We start from the raw sequence: 16,049 nt of genomic DNA on the forward strand, positions 1-16,049 counted from the left end.
ATCGTGAGACGTCCATTTCATTTCTACGAGGGCGGAAGACCGGAGATCTTCCGCCCCTGGTGGCGCTTGTCGGTCGACGTCTCGCGGCCGATGTCTCTTGGTCGACGCCTCTCGGCCGACGTCTCTTGGTCGACGTCTCTTGGTCGACGCCTCTCGGCCGGCGTCTCTTGGTCGGCGCCCCTCGGCCGATGTCTCTTGCCGATGTCTCGTGGTCGGCGTCTCTCAGCCGACGTCGAGGCGGAGCAGGTCCTCCTCCGTTTCACGGCGGACGATCACCCGGGCCTCGCCGTCGCTCACGGCGACGACGGGCGGGCGGAGCGCGTGGTTGTAGTTGCTGGCCATGGACCGGCAGTAGGCGCCGGTGGCGGGGACGGCGATGAGGTCACCGGGCGCCAGGTCGGCGGGCAGGAACGCGTCCCGCACCACGATGTCGCCACTCTCGCAGTGCTTGCCGACGACGCGGACGAGCATCGGCTCAGCGTCACTCGCGCGCGAGACGAGAGAGACGCTGTACTCGGCGTCGTACAACGCCGTCCGGATGTTGTCCGACATGCCTCCGTCGACAGAGACGTACGTCCGAAGCCCGTCGAGCGGCTTGATGGTGCCGACCTCGTAGAGGGTGAAGGCGGTCGGACCGACGATGGCGCGCCCGGGCTCCACGGAGATCCGCGGCGTCCGCAGCTTGGCGGCCTCGCACTCGCGGGTGACGATCTCGGTCAGCGCCTTGGCGATCTCGTGCGGCTCGCGTGGGTCGTCCTCGCTGGTGTACGCGATTCCGAGGCCGCCGCCGAGGTCGATCTCGGGCAGCTCGACACCGTGCTCGTCACGGATCTGCCTGAGCAGTCCGATGACGCGGTGGGCGGCCACCTCGAACCCGGAGGTGTCGAAGATCTGCGAACCGATGTGACTGTGGATGCCGATGAGTTCGAGCCCGTCGAGCTGGAGGGCGCGACGTACGGCCTCCGCGGCCTGGCCACCGGCCAGCGGAATCCCGAACTTCTGGTCCTCGTGCGCCGTGGCGATGAACTCGTGGGTGTGCGCCTCCACGCCCACCGTCACCCGGATCTGCACCCGCTGCCGCTTGCCGAGGGACCTCGCGATGTGGGCGACACGGACGATCTCCTGGAAGGAGTCGAGGACGATACGTCCGACGCCGCTCTCGACAGCCCTGGTGATCTCTTCGGTGGACTTGTTGTTGCCGTGCAGGGCGATGCGGTCGGCGGGCATACCGGCGGAGAGGGCGGTGGCGAGCTCACCACCGGAGCACACGTCCAGATTCAGCCCCTCCTCGTCCAGCCAGCGCACGACGGCCCGGGACAGGAACGCCTTCCCGGCGTAGAAGACGTCGGCGTCATGCCCGAAGGCGGTACGCCAGGCGCGCGCCCGCGCCCGGAAGTCGTCCTCGTCGATGAAGTAGGCGGGGGTGCCGAACTCCTCGGCGAGCGAGGCCACATCTATCCCGCCGACGCTGACGACTCCGTCCCTGTTACGGGTGACGGTGTGCGCCCAGACCTTCGGGTCGAGGGCGTTGAGATCCGCGGGCGGAGCGGTGTAGTGCCCCTCGGTCAGAACATCGGCGTGACGGGGCCCGGCGGGGTGTGCGGAACGGCTCATGTCTGTGGGCTTTCTACTGTGTCGTCTGCTGAGTCTTCTGCTGCGGCGTTTGCTACGCCATCTGCAACGCCATCTGCTGCGTCGTCTGCTGTGTCGTCTGCTGTGTCGTCTGCTGTGTCAGAGGTATTCGGGTGCAGTGATGCCGAGCAGGGACAGGCCGCCGACCAACACCACCCCGGCGGCTTCGGCAATCGCCAGCCGGGCCCGGTGGGCGGCCGAGGGTTTCTCGTCCCCGAGCGGCAGCACGGTGTACTGGAAGGACAGGAGGGCATCGGCGACGGCGACGAGATGCCGGGCTAGCCGGTCGGGCGAGCGGTGGGCTGCGGCGGCACTGAGGGCGCGGGGGTACTCGGCGAGGGTGGCGAGAAGGTCTGAGGTTTGGGGTGCGGCTGTGCCGGTGCTTGCTTGGGGTACGTCTTCGGGGGCGGTGGGGAGCTCCGACAGTCGGGGTACGTCTGCGAGGACGGTAGGGAGCTCCGGCGCTTGGGATACGTCCGCGAGGACGGTGAGGCGCTCCGGCGCTTGGGATACGTCGCCGGCGGCGCTGTCGACGCCCAGGCCCGCGGCGTTGCGGCTGAGGGCGCGGGTGCGGGCGTGGGCGTACCGGATGCGGAAGAGCGGGTTGGTCTCGCGCTGGACGAGGTGGTCCGCGGTGATCCGGGGCCGGTCATGGGGCGCGGGGTGGAGCAGGGCCCAGCGGGCGGCGTCGGGGCCGAGGGGCACGGGGTCCTCGGGGGCGGGGACGGGCCGGAGACTGACCGGCTCGGCATGCCGCACCTCGGCACGGCCGCCCTGGGTGGCGATGATCCGTACCAGCGTGTCGGCGACGACCTCGGCACGAAGGTCGTACGGCACGCGCAGCTCGATAACCTGCCCGGCGAGGCTGTCGCCGTACCCGTACCGGCTGCCTTCTCGGAGGATCTCGGACACGAGCGTGCCGGCGGCAGCGCCCTGGTCGAGGCTGATGTTCAGAAACCCGGGTCCGGTGATCGCGACGTCCGCGACACCGGGCGCGCTGCTGAGATGCGGCCGGAGGATCTCAGCGACCTGCCGCGGCGCCCGCCCGGCCGGCCGAGCCAGCTGCAACGCGATGTTCGTGGCGTAGTCCCCACACCCCCCGGCCCCCGGCGCCGTCACCACGACCCGTGCCGGCACCACCACGCTCAGCTCCCCCTCGTCCACGGCACGACGCACCGCGCGCAGCACGGTACGGGAGAGCTCAACGGGGGTCACGGGACAAGCCTAGGGGAGGAGGGGGGTGGGTAGGCGAGTCGGTTTGGGCGTGGTCCGGAATGTGGACGAGCTGGGCGAGGCCGAGGGCCGGGGAACCCGGTGCTGTCTGGGGGCGGCGCAGGGGGTGATCGCGTTGCGGCGGCTTCGGTGAGCGGGGGCTTGTTGGGGTGGGGTGCGCCAGGGTCGGAGACAGGTCGCGACTCGGTCGACGACGTTGATGAAGGTATGGATGAATGCATTGATGGAGCCGGTGACGGAGCCGGTGATGACCCGGCTGCCGACGCGGCTGGTGACACGGCTGGTGACACGGCTGCCGACACGACTGCCGACGCTGTAGGTGGCTCGTCTCGGTTGGCCCGCCTCGGTGGCCCGGAATGAACCCATCGGCGGCACGTCGCTGCCTGATGCGTCAGTGACTCATGCACCGGCAATTGACGCATCGGCCATCGATGGATCGGTGACCGACTCGATGGATCAGTGACCGGAACGTCCAGCGCGCTCGGCACGCTCGGCTTCCTCGGCGCCAAAGACACCCGGAAAGTGGCCCCCGGTGCCATCGCGATCACCACCGCCGCTCCCCCGACGCTCCATCAACTGCCGTACGAGCTTGACGAGTTCGGCAGGCTCGAAGGGCTTGGCAAGGAATGCGTCGACCCCGACATCGAGCCCGCTCTCGACCTCGTACTGAGTGCAGGCGCTGACGATGGCGAGGGGAAGATTCCGGGTCCGCGGGTCGGCCCGAAGGCGAGCGGCGGTGCGCAGCCCGTCCAGCCGGGGCATGACCACATCGAGTGTCACCACATCGGGCCGCACCTGATGCACGATGTCCAGGCATTCGGCACCATCGGCCGCGGTCACGACCTCGAGACCCTCCAGCTCAAGGTTGACCCTGATCAGCTGCCGGATGACCTTGTTGTCGTCCACAACAAGCACCCGGCCCGACGCGCCTGGCACAACTTGAGGGTAGGTCCGCACCCGCCGCCGCGTCCGGGTTTTCCCCACTTCCACCCCGTCCGGACGACCCACCTCCACCCCACCCTGAGCCCACCCCTCCCCCCACAACACCCCGCCCCTCCCCCACCGAAACCCATGCCAGTCACCCCCAAAAGAGCTGGTAGGGTTCAACCCGTCGCCGCACACCAAGCGCCCGACACGCCCCCGTAGCTCAGGGGATAGAGCAACGGCCTCCGGAGCCGTGTGCGCAGGTTCGAATCCTGCCGGGGGCACTCGCCAGTCAGCCAGCAAGAATCATGCTCTGACCTGTGCGGATGCCGACATGAGAGAGCGGGAGTCAGTCTCACTGACTCCCGCTCTTTCTCGTTGTCTCTCACTATTCGCGACACACCTCCGACACACGCAAGTGCCGTCAGCTTCAGCGTCCGTCGATGAACCTGACGGGGACGGAGCAGAGCCGTGCCATCTCGATAACCTCAGAGCAGGGATGCCACACGCGCAGCCCTCCACCGCCCCCTTGGCCGGAAAACCCCACCGAACTCCGCTTAACGGCACCCACGATGGGGGCTGCGGCACTAGGCTCCTTTGCCTGATCATGACACTGGGGGCGAAAGATGGACACTGGCACATCAAGTGAAGGACGTAGCCGTTTTGTCATTACCGGTGATGCGCCTACATACCACGTAAGCCAATCACGAATCCGCCGCAACAGTCGCCGCACCGATAACGTCCTATTCGCATGCGCGCTTATTGCAGTGCTTGGACTTACTGGCATATTCAGGGATGACAGTTCCTCCAAAGGCGAGCAAGAAGGCCAGAGTTCGCCGAATCCATTGGATGCAACGTGGTTCTACTGGTCGCTCGCCATCCTTGCAATCGCCACAGCCGTTACCTTGATCATCTTCTTAATCGCACGCCGACAGTATATGGCTAATGAGAACAAGCACTACAATGAAATCCTTAAAGCCGAGGAAGAATACAAGCGAGAAGTACTGGAAAAGCTTAAGAAGGAAACCGAGCTAGCCACACTCATGGGCCTAAATCAAGGCCAGATTAACGAATATCACCGAATTGTCACCGACCAGGCAGACAAGGCATTCCGTTCTTCTCGGATTGCCATGAACGTTGGGCTCCTACTACTCGTGTCTGCCGCTTTCGCTGGCGCCTATGTGCCCCTCGAAGAAATGCGATGGTTCATTGGAGCACTGGCCGCATTCAGTACGCTTCTGTCTGGTTACCTGTCCAAGACCTACCTAACCTTGTACAGGGAATCCATCGGACAGTTGAACCGCTACTTCGATCAGCCCGTACTCAATAGCCACTACCTTACCGCCGAACGCCTCGCCGAAGCCCTCGACCGTCCGGACGCCATCGAAGTGCGCCGTCAAATTATCGACGAGGTACTCGCGGCCAGCGCGAAGGTAGGTACCAAGGGAGGCAATCCGAATAAAGAACCCTCACCGACCGCAGGAAAGCCGAAGAAGCGAAAAATTCCCAAACAGGGGAAGCCTTCCTCCGTAAACGGCCAGCCGGTTTGATCGACACCTGATCACTCTCCTTGCGGCGACCTCGCTGTGGATTCTTCAGCACCCTGAACAGAACTGAGAGGCAGCCCAGAAAACTCACGGGCCGCCCCTCAGTGCGTAGTACACGACTACTCCGTGTCTCCTTCATCCTCCAGCGATTTCGCTATCTCGGCATTGGCGACTTCCTCATGGCCATCGATGCAGCCGTGATAGCGGCGGTGGATCACTTCCGGGGAGTTGCCGACTCGACGCGCTACCTCAGCGATCGGCACCCCAGCATTCAGCCACCGCGTGATGCACGCATGCCGCAGGTCGTACGGGCGCACGGCCAGAGGAGATTCGACGCGTTCCGGTGGGAGGGCGTACTTCCGCGCTTCCTCCCACGCGCGCCAGTACGTCGAAGAGCCGACAACTCCCCCACGCTCGTTCCCGAACACCCGCCCCTCCTTGGCGGTCCCGAATTCCTTCAGGTGCGCCCGAAGGATGGCGACCAGGACGGGCGGGATGGGAACCGGTCGGTCCGTATTTGCCTCGCGGGCTTTCAGACCCCGGCGGTCGTGCCGCTCGCCGGAGTCGGTCCACTGCTTGCCAGAGACGGGACGTGTCTCTCGCAGCGTCAGCGTGCCCCAACCCGTCTCCGGTAGGTAGCAGTCGGACAGCCGCAGTCCTACCGCCTCAGCAGGCCGAAGCCCCGCGTAGTACAGCACCGCGTAGAACGCCACGAGACGACGGCCGCGGTTGCGGTCCCACGACCCGACGTAGGAAACGGCAGTGAGCAACTGGCGCCCCTGTACGGCGTTCACGAGGACGCGCCGATCAACCGCGCTGTCAGAGCCACCTCGCTTCCTGCGGGCCCGCAGGAGCGGATTCTCCGGGAGCTCCCCGACGTCCACCGCGTGTTCAAGGGCGGTGTTCAGAGCACGGCGCCGCCGCTTGTACGTCTCCCCTGCCGCCTGGGTGCCGTCCAGTCGGTAGTTGAGCCGATACATCACGTCTTCGAAAGCCTCAGCGTCGCCCAAGGCGACTACCGCTCGGTCCTTGGTCGTGAGCCACTCATACGCGGCTTTCAGTTCGGCCGGTGGATCCTCCCCAGCATTCGCCGGGACAACTCCCCACCGGAACGCCAGCCGCAGGTCCGTGTCCTTGGGAGCGCCGTCCCCACGCTTCACCATGGCGAGCGCCACAGCCGCAAGACCGTCCGCCATGCTTTCGCGCGTCTTGGCGGCGCTGGTACGCCACCGCCCGGCAACGTACTTCCGGCAGAATTCGAACCACCGCAACGGCGCCTCGGCCTCGGCCGCTTCGACCGCTTCCGCCGCCGCGCGGACTTCGGACTCAGGCAGACCTGATTCGATCTCGAATGCCTCACCGCGCCGGTTCATGGCCTGCCACAGCTCCGAACGCCGACTCTCGGCGAGTGCGGACGTGGCGAAGGTGCCACGTACACCTGCCCGGCAACCACCCAACGCAGGCGGTAGGGGCGAGACTTCCGCCCCGTGCTCGCGACATTCCACAGCTTGACGTCCAGGGAGTACCCCGGCCGTGCCGACCCCCGAGAGCGGCCGACAGGGGTGTCGTTCGTCGCGCTCACGCAGCGTCCTCCCGCTCCGCAAGCCACCGCTCGTACTCGGACCGGCGAATGCGCACGTCGCCGTTCGGCAGCTTGATCGAGCGCGGGCCCTTCCCGAGTTGACGCCATCGGTAGAAGGTCGACGGAGCCACCTTCAGATCAGTAATGACCTCCGCGACGGTCAACTTCTCGTCCAGCACGCGGGCGCTCATACCGCCGTCCCTTCAGCTTCGGTCGACCCGGACAGCCCGGACAGCTCCAATTCCGACTGTCCGGGGTGTTCGTGCTGGTCAGATGGGGTAACCGGACAGTCGGACAGTGCGGACACCTCTTGGGCACCCTGTGTCCGGGTCTCGGTGTCCGGGTAGTACCGCCCGCCGGCGTCCTTGGTGAGCTGTCCTGCCTCGGCCATGCGCGAGCACGTCCGGCGGATCGTGTCCAGGTCGACGTGCGGCAGCTCGCCCGCCATGTCCTTGGGCTTCGCGCCGGGGTTGGCTCGGACGTACCGCAGGATCGCGGCTCGGGTGTCGCCCACGGTGTGGTCGGACGCGGGGCCGTCCAGCAAGTGCCAGGCTCCGGAGGCAGCTTGGAACTGCAGCGCGTACTCGGTTTCGTCCACGTCCCGGCCGGTGACGTGCAGGATGCCGTCCGCCTGCCCGCGAGCCCGCTTCAGTACGAGCGTGGCGTCCGCGGCGCCCGCGATGCCGTTGGTCCCGGAGACCTCCGTCAGGAAGTCGTCCGAGCCCGCCTTACGGACGTGGTGGACCAGGACGACGGCCACGCCGTAGTAGTCCGCGAGCCGCTTCGCGTAGCTGACGGAGACGTAATCCGCGTCGTACGCCGACACCCCCTGTGGTGCTTGGCCGCGCATCTTGGCGAGCACGTCGATGACGACCAGGCGTGCGTCCGGGTTGCGGTCCAGCCAGTGTGCGATGGCCTCGGTGCCGCCCTGGGGGAAGGGCGGGCACTCGGTCACGAGGGTGAGCCCGGCGGGCGCCTGCTGACCTCCCAGGAGCTTGCCCATACGGGTCTGGAGACGGCGCGGGGTGTCTTCCAGCGCAAGGTAGAGCACCGGTCCGCCCTCAACTGGGACGGAGTCGAAGGCCTGTCCGCCGGCCGCGACGGCGAGGGCGAGTCCGAGGGAGAGCCAGGATTTGCCGACCTTCGGCGGTCCGGCGAGGAGGCCGGGCACGGCCCATTTCGGCTCTGGGAAGTCCGCGGCCATGAGCTGATCGGCCGTCCATGCCGTCCGCGGACGCTCCCGCTTCGGCGGCGCTACTGCCGAGGGTTGCGGGTCGCTGGGCACGGAGTACAGGTGCAGCGGGGGAATCGGGCTGGTACTCATGCCGCGACCCTTCGGGGACGGTTGGCCCCGGCCCGCAGGCCGGACGCGATGGTGCGGCGGGCCTCGCGCTCGCCCTGGCCCACTTGGAGCGCGGCGATGAGGAGCCAGCCGGTCACGTCGGCCTCGCTCAGCTCTCCCCCGGCGACAAGCTGTCCGAGGGCTACCGAGGCGAGGTAGAGCGCCTGGTTGTGCTGGTTCTCACCGGAACCGGTGACGCGAGCCAACTCGCCATTGACCGCGGCGCTAAGGAACGCCGTGCGCCGGTCGCGGGTGACGAGTGCGACCGTGACGGGTCGCTGCGGGGGCAGTGGCACGGGGCGTAGCAGTTCGGCGAGCCAGCCCGGCAGCGGCGCCACAGGGGCGTTGTGGGTGACCTCGTAGGGGTGTCCGTTGAAGGTGCTGCCCGCACCGACAACGAGTCCGCCCGTGGCGCGGGTGTCGACCTTCCAGCCGAGCCCGCGGGCGCTGTCCCCAGCAGTGTTGCGCAGGGGCTCACCTGTCCTGGCAGAGAAGTACAGGTGACTGCCGCCGCTCCAAGTGCGGACCGTGTACGTGTCGGTGGGGAGGGGCTGGCCGTGGCGCTCGCAGAGTACGGCGAGCACGTCGGCGCCGTCCGTAACCCCGTGTTGAGCCCAATCTGCCGGCGGGGTGTCGGCGGCGTGCTTGGGGCGGTCCAGATCGATGACAACCAGGCTGGACGGACCGGTCGCGATGCCGACGTTGTACGCGGCGTGCGTCCAGCATCGGGTGATGCGTTCGGGGTCGGTGGTGGCGCGCTGTTCCCATGCGGCGATCGCGGGCCGCTTGTCGTTGGGAACGAGGGGGAAGACGTGCCAGTCACGCGACGCTGCGTCAAGGGCTGAGGTGAGCCGACCTCTCATTGGGCGTAGGAGCCGGAGGCGACTTCCGATCTGCCTGCCCGTGAGTGAGTGATGATCTGCGTGACAACGGGCGCGTGCGCCGACGGAGTCCCACGGAAACTGGCCGACATTTTCCCCAGTTCAGACGACAAGCGCATGCCCTCATCGCAGTACCACTTTCCCTACCCCATCAAGGCAGGCACACGGCGCGCGCTCGGCGGCTGCGGGCATGAAGTGGGAGACATCCTCTGCGGCTGGGGCGGTCGGCTGCACTACCTGAATGGTCATCCACGCGGCCATGAACTCCCGTAGCCTGCTGCTGTGCTCAGACTTCTCATCGATACATCGATATGGCTTGACATGGCCCGGCGGCGAGACGGACAGCAGACCGTCGTCGCCATACGCGTTCTTAAGCATCAAGGGAAGCTTGAACTGCTGGTTCCATCGCTCATCATCGACGAGTTCGAGAGAAACCGCCCAAGAGCAGAGAATGCTGCAACTCGAAGCGTTCGAGAGCGATTTCGACTATTGAAGCAAGATCTCCAGGAGTACGGGGACGAAGAAGCCCAGCGCTTGATAGCCGAGATGACTCATCAGATCCCCTATGTTGCAGAGGGATCCCTCCAAAACTTCTCTGAAATATTCGAGCTTCTAAAAAGCGGTAAGAGGATCGAACCCGGCGCGGTCGAAAATGAGGCCGCAGTGAAGCGCGGCCTGGAAAAGAAGGCGCCACTCCACCTCAACAAGAACAGCATTGCAGACGCCCTGCTTATCGAGCTCTACAGATCCACGATCAAGAACGGCAATGAAACCGGCGAAATAGTTTGCTTTGCCACATCGAACCACGAGGACTTCTCTATACCTAAAGGCGACCACAGAAAGCCTCACCCGGACCTGGCCGATATTTTCGATCAAGTACGGTCTCGATATGTATACGGTGTGGACGGGCTCAATTCTTTGATGCTGGGCCACTTCGGAGAAGAGTTCGCAGAGCTAGCCGAGGAGGTAGAGCTAGTCCAGACCGAAACTCGTTCGCTTGCCGAAATCCTCAAAGCAGAGAACGAATACTTCGAAAAAGTCTGGTACATACGAAAGCTCATTCTGCAAGAAAAGGTCGAAGACGGGCGCCATGAACCACTTAGCCCCGAACTAGAAGAGCAAATGAACGCTGCCATGCGTGATATTGAGCGACGGTATGGAGAGAACAACGTCGGCCCATGGGACGACTTCGGTTGGGGCTTCGTCCAGGGCAAGCTGTCTGCACTGAGGTGGATTCTCGGGGAGGACTGGGACTTTCTTGACACATGAACGTCGACAGCAGCCGACCTGACATACAAGGCTGACTCAACAGCCGTGAGCGGGTGAGCACAGCCGGAGCGCTACGGACGGAGCCGCCGGCAACCAGTCACCCGCTGCTGCGCCCGAACGCTCCACCGACCGATGCGGCCTCAGACGGATCACACTTCGCCAGCAGGTGTCTCCTCCGAGATCTCGGCAGCACTCTCCGGCGCATCGTTAAGTCGCGTTCTCGTTAGACCGTACTTTCGGCACATCTCATCTACCGCCTCTTCGATTGAAGTCCACTTGTACACGATCCCTAGATGGATCATGTCGTTGTACAGGACCCTAGGCTGACTCGCCGCCAGAACGATTTCACCAGTTGCCTGACGCTGATAAACGGCTGCGACGATCCCGAGAAAATAAGGAGTGTTGGCACCGAGTTGGATCGAATTCCCTGAGAAGTACGAAGTGCGAAGCGTTGTGAATACGGGACTTCCACTACTGCCTGGAAAGACTGAGGCGTCAATCAGGAACTGTGGAAGCCCATTCCAGTCGAGCTGAATCGGCGTGGCGGTGGCACCTTGACGAATAATAGGAGTGTTATGAGCGCTGTCATACAAGTTGTTCGGATACCCCACGAACGTAACCGGCTCGGCCACATCTAGGTTTCCCAAGGCATCCTCCGGCGGACAAGCCGACGGTGGGATAGTGCGGTAGAAAGGTCTGCGACCGGCCGCAATGAGATCGTTAATTACCGGCCCCAATGGCATGACTGCCACATCAATACCTGGGTCAGGATGGCCTACCCATGGACCAGGATTACAAGCAGTGCCGTAACCCACCGCTGGCTTGTCGAGATGGGGGGCCTCTTCATCACCTTGAATGAAAAAAACGGTACAGCGCTCAGAGCCAGCGAGAACATGCTTATTGGTGACCAAAACCGGTGTCACCGTATTCCCGTCGTGCGAGGCAGAGTAAATGAAACCCGTACCGCTACCCTTACTTCCAACACCCACAGTTTCGATTCGTACGGTGCAGAAGAGTAGCTGTCTATTGAAGCTGTTAACAGCGAATGGAATCCCCACGTTGACCTCACTCAATATGCGTTGTGCGATCACGGTAACACCAATATCGGGCAGTGGCTCGGGTATTGCGTACACCCGTTGATGCTTGCTACCCAGAATCAACGGGGCTTGATTCGGTGACTCAACGCACGAGCGCCCTTCCAGGCCGTCCTCGGGCCTTGGAAGGGCACTCAACGATGATCAACGCCGACAACTGCCAACAGCTCAGCAGCAGGTCAGGATGTTGATCGATAAAGCGGCCGCAGGTCACCGCCACCGTTGATCAGTCGAAAGCCCGGGGTCCCCCATGATTTCTTCGTACCTACGGAACTTGCGCCTGAGGTGATCTCGTCGACCGTCAGCTCGCCGCCACAGTAGCCAGACACCAAGCGCCGGCGCAGTGGTGATGGCCAGGAGTAAGCACCACCCGAGAGGCATCCGACACACCTCCGACACACTCCGTGTCGCACGGGCCCTCTGACCAACTCCCACGCAGGTCACAGGGGTTGTGGTGCGCGATCGGCACAATCTCTCCGGAGCCGTGTGCGCAGGTTCGAATCCTGCCGGGAGCACCCTGTATGAGGTGCCCAAAGACCCCGCCATCAGCGCTTTAGCTGAGGACGGGGTCTTGGCGTATGTGCAGGCAGATGCCGCCCGAAGCGGCCGGACGTCGGGGTCCGTGGACGAGCTGTGGGCGGGATCTTTGAGCGTTCCCGCAGTTGATGAGACTCGTTGGAGTCCGGTGGGTCCACTTCTCGTTATCGTCGTCCCGGTCTTGGGCCGTGCCGTGGGTGGGGAGCCTGAGCGTTGCTGGGGACCGGCGTATCACCTTCACCCGCTGCCTACGGGCAGTTGAATGGACGAGTTGGGGGATCTCGTGGATGTGACCACACTTGCCGTCGCGCTCATCAGCGTCGGAGGAACGCTGGGCGGAACTCTGGGCGGGGCAGTGCTCAGCCAGCGCGTCACCCGGGAGCAAACCCGGCGTGCCGATCGTGAACGGGCAGAGGACCGTCACGACCGAGCGCAGGAAGCCAGACGGGATCTCTATGCCCGTCTGAACACCACGGCGCGCGCCTACCGGGTCGCTGCCCGAGACGCAGTCCGAGCAGCCGAGCGCGGTGAAAGCATCGAGCCGGCAGCCCTCGACACAGCCAAGGAGGCCTGGTCAGAGCAGTACTCTTTGGCACAGATGGCGCTGCCGAAGCATGTCCATCAGATCGCCTCGACCCTCAACAGGGCGCTCGGAGTCGGGTACTCCGTCGTAAAGCAGTTGCCGCGCAGTCCTGACCCGAACGGGTCGTACGACCGGGCCAAAGCTTGGTTCAGCGGCCCATTGTCCGACGGGGTGTACCTGCTGGGGGTCACTCTGCGCCATGACCTCGGCGTCGAGGTCGAGCCCGACTTCGAACACACTCACACGCGGATGCTCGCCGCGCTCGACAGTGAGCGGAGGAGGCTTGAGCACCTGCTCGCGTCTGAACAGGCCCAAGCCACACGGTCTGCTTGACGGGCAGGGCAGACGACGAGGCCCCTGGGCTTGATCCGAGGGGCACTCGGACACGATCAGGTGCCGTTACTCGTCCTCACGAAGCAGGTTCTCGATGCGCTGGTTCTGCTCACGAGAACCGACAGCAAACGTTCAGCAGTTCCGACAGCGCCCTGGCGCAACCCTTGTTCGATGGAGGGGGCCGTGTCCGCGCTCCGGCTTCCGGCGCCACCAGCCGCCCGCCCGGAGCGGTGACGGTCTGGTCTGGTCTGGTCCACCGAGTCAGGAAGGCCGGCTGATCCCGTTGCCGGTCGACGTGCGGGCGAACCAGGTCCGCGTCTCGCCTGCCGTCAGGACGCGGGTCAGCTCGGCCGTGCCCGGGAGATGCGGGAAGAACCGGTCGGCGTTCCAACTCCGCTGGTATGACGGCTCGTCGAGCACGATCAGGCGGCGTCCCTCCACCACGGGGATGTCGTCTGGCAGCCCCTCGTTCCAAATCCGCTCGCCGTCCGGGGCGAGGAGTTCGAATGCCCCGGTCGTGGCGGTCCGGCTGCGTCCCTGGGCGGGCTCGGGATCCATGGCCAGGCGGACGCTCTCCGCCGAAGGCGCAGTGCCGGGTACGTGGCCGCCGCCGACGAGAATGTGGGCGAGCAGCGTGTGCAACTGGAAGTTGTCCCCGATGCCGCCGATGCGCACCTCGAACCCGGCCCCGGTGGGCTTGTGCAGCACCACAAGGGGCTCGTCGTCCAGAACCGCCAGCGCGTAGGCCAGGCATTTGAGGTCGTGCCGCTCCAGGGCCGCCAGGTCGCGGCAGGCGGGGAGGATCGCGGATGCGTGCCGACGGCGCACCTCGGCGCTGCGGCACAGCACGGCCAGCGCGGGCGGCTGCCACTCCTCGACTGAGCACCAGGCCAGCGCCAGCCGCGTGGCCTCGTGCACCTCGCCGCCGACTCGGGCCAGCAACGGGCCGTCAATGATCTTCTCGTCCGGCTGCGGCAGTTCGTCATCGGCCGCGCTGACCGCGGTCCAGCGGCGGGCGAACTCCAGGGCGTCGAGCAGGTCCTGGTGGACGCTGCCAAGAATCGGCTCAGCGCAGGCCACCGGATCGGCCCCGCGCTCGACGCAGAAGCCGGCTGCCATCGCCAGCATCGGCCGCGGGCCGGTAGGGGGGAAGGCGGGGAGCAGCGCCGCCAACCGTGGCCCTGCCAGGACGCGTTCAGCGTCCGACGCCGACTGCACACCGGTCATCACAGCGGTGAAGGCCCGCCCGGTGCGGTCGCCGTCGCGAACGGCAACCGCCTCCTCCAGCTCGGACACGTCGGCGGCGAAACCCGAAGCTTCCCGCTTCCTCTTGAAGATCACCGGCACACCTTAGGCCCGAGATCTGTCCCGCGTCATCAGACCCAGACTCTTCGAATCCCCTCGAACCGCCATCTGCTGTCGAAATCGATGAACTTCTGCTGTCGGTTCTCGTGAACAGAGCCACGCGCAGGTAATCGCGGATGCGGCCGGAGGCCTCACCTGGGCGTCGGCGGCACTTCCCGGCTCGGCACACGACCTGGCTGCTGCGCGAACCCCACGGCATCATCGCCGCGTTGGCCAACGCTGACGTGATGACCTTCGCGGACAAGGCGTATCAAGGCGCCGGCGGTTCCATGCGTATCCCCGTCAAGCGGCACCGCTACCGGCCGAAGCTGTCGCGCCGACAGAAAGCCGTGAACAAGGCCGTGAACAAGGCCACGCCCGGATCCGCCGCCGCGGCGAACGCGCTGTCGCCACCCTCAAGACCTGGAAGATCCTGACCACGCTGCGCTGCTGCCCCTCCCGGACGAACGCGATGGTGCAGGCCATGCTCGTTCTCCACCACGTCGAAAACCCGACCTACCAAGGACGAGAAACGCTCAGCCATGCCGACCGACCCTGGTGATGAGTTTTCGCGCCCGCACCCGTCATACCTACGACGGGACACGACGAGGCGGAAGGATGACGTGATGAGTGCGGACACGCGGCTGGAGGAGCTGGGCGTGAGCGGGCTGGGTGAGGTCGACGAGCCGGCGTTCTCGGGGCTGGCGGAGCGGCACCGGCGGGAGCTGCACGTGCACTGCTACCGAATGCTCGGGTCGTTCGAGGACGCCGAGGACACCGTGCAGGAAACGTTCCTCCGTGCCTGGCGGCGGCGGGAGACCTTCGAGGGGCGGTCGACGTTCCGGGCCTGGCTGTACCGGATCGCCACCAATGCCTGCCTGGACCTGCTCGCCAAGTGCCGCCCGGAGCCTGCGACCGGCGGCGAGGTGCTGTGGCTGCAGCCCTACCCGGACCGTCTGCTCGACGAGCTGCCCGCGGGCCACGCGCACGAGCCGGAGACCGTCGCCGTCGCGCGGGAGACGATCGAGCTGGCGTACGTGGTCGCGGTCCAGCACCTCGCGCCGCGCCCGCGGGCCGTGCTGATCCTGCGGGATGTGCTCGGCTATCCGGCGAAGGACGTCGCGGAGCTCCTCGGGGACTCCGTCAACTCCGTGAACAGCGCGCTACAGCGGGCCCGCGTCGGAATGCGGGAGCACCTGCCCGCCGAGCGGCAGGATTGGACCGGCGGCGAACAGGACGCCGGGACGCGCGAGCTGGTACGCCGCTATACCGACGCCAGCGTGGCCACGGACGTCGACGTGCTCGCCGCACTGCTGCGGGACGACGTCCGCTGCTCGATGCCGCCCACGCCGGGCCTGTACGTCGGCCGCGACGCGGTGGTGAACGACTGGGTCGAGGGCGGCTTCGAGGGTACGAAGGGCCTGCGCGCCGTCCTCACCTCCGTGAACCGGCAGCCCGCCGTCGCCTTCTACCTCTGGCGGAAGCGAGAGGGCGCGTACCTACCACTGACGATCGACGTCCTGCGCGTCACCGGCGGGGCGATCACCGAGATCGTCACGTTCCACGACGACCGGTTCCCGATGCTCGGGCTGCCGGAGAGCCTGCCGGCGGACGGCACGGAGTAGTCCCGGTGTGGACGCTCGCGCTGCGCGTGTCGAGCGTGTCGCGCGTGTCGCGCGTGTCGCCGCGGAGTGGTGCGACGCGTTCGGTGTGGTCACCCGCGGGCGGGTGCAACTGGAGCTGCACGA

The 16,049-nt window shown here is 65.7% G+C and carries 14 protein-coding genes, 1 tRNA gene and 1 pseudogene; 7 read left to right on the forward strand and 9 right to left on the reverse strand.

The features are described from left to right. Window positions 1-222 precede the first annotated feature (222 nt). The 3 genes from lysA to ACIPC1_RS07365 form a co-directional block, all read right to left on the reverse strand. The gene (gene lysA, locus ACIPC1_RS07355) at window positions 223-1,614 is read right to left on the reverse strand and encodes a diaminopimelate decarboxylase (protein ID WP_402514118.1); all 1,392 of its coding nucleotides are present in this window, start codon (window positions 1,612-1,614) and stop codon (window positions 223-225) included. Window positions 1,615-1,731: 117 nt separating this feature from the next. Beyond that, complete coding sequence (gene nrtL / locus ACIPC1_RS07360) at window positions 1,732-2,847, reverse strand: ArgS-related anticodon-binding protein NrtL (RefSeq protein WP_402514119.1); 1,116 nt, start codon at window positions 2,845-2,847, stop codon at window positions 1,732-1,734. A gap of 474 nt (window positions 2,848-3,321) precedes the next feature. Next, complete coding sequence (locus ACIPC1_RS07365; RefSeq protein ID WP_402514851.1) at window positions 3,322-3,849, reverse strand: response regulator; 528 nt, start codon at window positions 3,847-3,849, stop codon at window positions 3,322-3,324. Between the two features lie 152 nt (window positions 3,850-4,001). Between ACIPC1_RS07365 and ACIPC1_RS07370 the strand changes: the two genes are divergently transcribed. Together ACIPC1_RS07370 and ACIPC1_RS07375 are read left to right on the forward strand one after the other, a co-directional pair. Further along, window positions 4,002-4,073 (forward strand) — tRNA-Arg (locus ACIPC1_RS07370). A gap of 342 nt (window positions 4,074-4,415) precedes the next feature. Beyond that, complete coding sequence (locus ACIPC1_RS07375; RefSeq protein ID WP_402514121.1) at window positions 4,416-5,339, forward strand: hypothetical protein; 924 nt, start codon at window positions 4,416-4,418, stop codon at window positions 5,337-5,339. A gap of 116 nt (window positions 5,340-5,455) precedes the next feature. Here ACIPC1_RS07375 and ACIPC1_RS07380 read toward each other — a convergent pair whose 3' ends face one another. From ACIPC1_RS07380 to ACIPC1_RS07395, 4 genes are all read right to left on the reverse strand, one after another. Further along, entirely contained in the window at window positions 5,456-6,709 is a 1,254-nt protein-coding gene (locus ACIPC1_RS07380) for a tyrosine-type recombinase/integrase (protein WP_402514123.1), read from the reverse strand. Between the two features lie 205 nt (window positions 6,710-6,914). Further along, complete coding sequence (locus tag ACIPC1_RS07385) at window positions 6,915-7,109, reverse strand: helix-turn-helix domain-containing protein (RefSeq protein WP_329257417.1); 195 nt, start codon at window positions 7,107-7,109, stop codon at window positions 6,915-6,917. Next, window positions 7,106-8,242, reverse strand: coding sequence for an AAA family ATPase (locus ACIPC1_RS07390; protein ID WP_402514125.1), 1,137 nt, complete (start codon window positions 8,240-8,242; stop codon window positions 7,106-7,108). The genes ACIPC1_RS07385 and ACIPC1_RS07390 overlap by 4 nt, the downstream gene beginning before the upstream one ends. Continuing rightward, complete coding sequence (locus ACIPC1_RS07395; RefSeq protein ID WP_402514127.1) at window positions 8,239-9,123, reverse strand: bifunctional DNA primase/polymerase; 885 nt, start codon at window positions 9,121-9,123, stop codon at window positions 8,239-8,241. Before ACIPC1_RS07395 ends, ACIPC1_RS07390 begins: the two co-directional genes overlap by 4 nt. A 135-nt stretch (window positions 9,124-9,258) precedes the next feature. Between ACIPC1_RS07395 and ACIPC1_RS07400 the strand changes: the two genes are divergently transcribed. Beyond that, window positions 9,259-9,414 (forward strand): hypothetical protein, encoded by a 156-nt coding sequence (locus ACIPC1_RS07400; RefSeq protein ID WP_402514129.1) that lies wholly within the window; start codon window positions 9,259-9,261, stop codon window positions 9,412-9,414. A gap of 9 nt (window positions 9,415-9,423) precedes the next feature. Next, on the forward strand, window positions 9,424-10,410 hold the full coding sequence (locus tag ACIPC1_RS07405; RefSeq protein WP_402514132.1) for a PIN domain-containing protein: 987 nt from the start codon (window positions 9,424-9,426) through the stop codon (window positions 10,408-10,410). Between the two features lie 149 nt (window positions 10,411-10,559). Here ACIPC1_RS07405 and ACIPC1_RS07410 read toward each other — a convergent pair whose 3' ends face one another. Continuing rightward, window positions 10,560-11,543: a serine protease gene (locus tag ACIPC1_RS07410; protein ID WP_402514133.1), complete on the reverse strand. Its 984-nt coding sequence runs from the start codon at window positions 11,541-11,543 to the stop codon at window positions 10,560-10,562. Between the two features lie 760 nt (window positions 11,544-12,303). Between ACIPC1_RS07410 and ACIPC1_RS07415 the strand changes: the two genes are divergently transcribed. Next, window positions 12,304-12,957 (forward strand): hypothetical protein, encoded by a 654-nt coding sequence (locus ACIPC1_RS07415; protein ID WP_402514135.1) that lies wholly within the window; start codon window positions 12,304-12,306, stop codon window positions 12,955-12,957. A gap of 261 nt (window positions 12,958-13,218) precedes the next feature. Here ACIPC1_RS07415 and ACIPC1_RS07420 read toward each other — a convergent pair whose 3' ends face one another. Continuing rightward, window positions 13,219-14,298 carry a hypothetical protein gene (locus tag ACIPC1_RS07420; protein WP_402514137.1) on the reverse strand — a complete coding sequence of 360 codons (1,080 nt, stop codon included), beginning with the start codon at window positions 14,296-14,298 and terminating at the stop codon, window positions 13,219-13,221. 109 nt (window positions 14,299-14,407) lie between these two features. Here ACIPC1_RS07420 and ACIPC1_RS07425 point away from each other — a divergent pair. After that, a pseudogene (locus tag ACIPC1_RS07425) lies at window positions 14,408-14,863 on the forward strand (transposase family protein); the annotation flags it as partial. A gap of 64 nt (window positions 14,864-14,927) precedes the next feature. Next, entirely contained in the window at window positions 14,928-15,926 is a 999-nt protein-coding gene (locus tag ACIPC1_RS07430; protein ID WP_402514138.1) for an RNA polymerase subunit sigma-70, read from the forward strand. Window positions 15,927-16,049 lie beyond the last annotated feature (123 nt).

Origin of the sequence: Streptomyces sp. NPDC087263, from assembly GCF_044744645.1 — a bacterium.
In the GTDB taxonomy this organism is placed as follows: domain Bacteria; phylum Actinomycetota; class Actinomycetes; order Streptomycetales; family Streptomycetaceae; genus Streptomyces.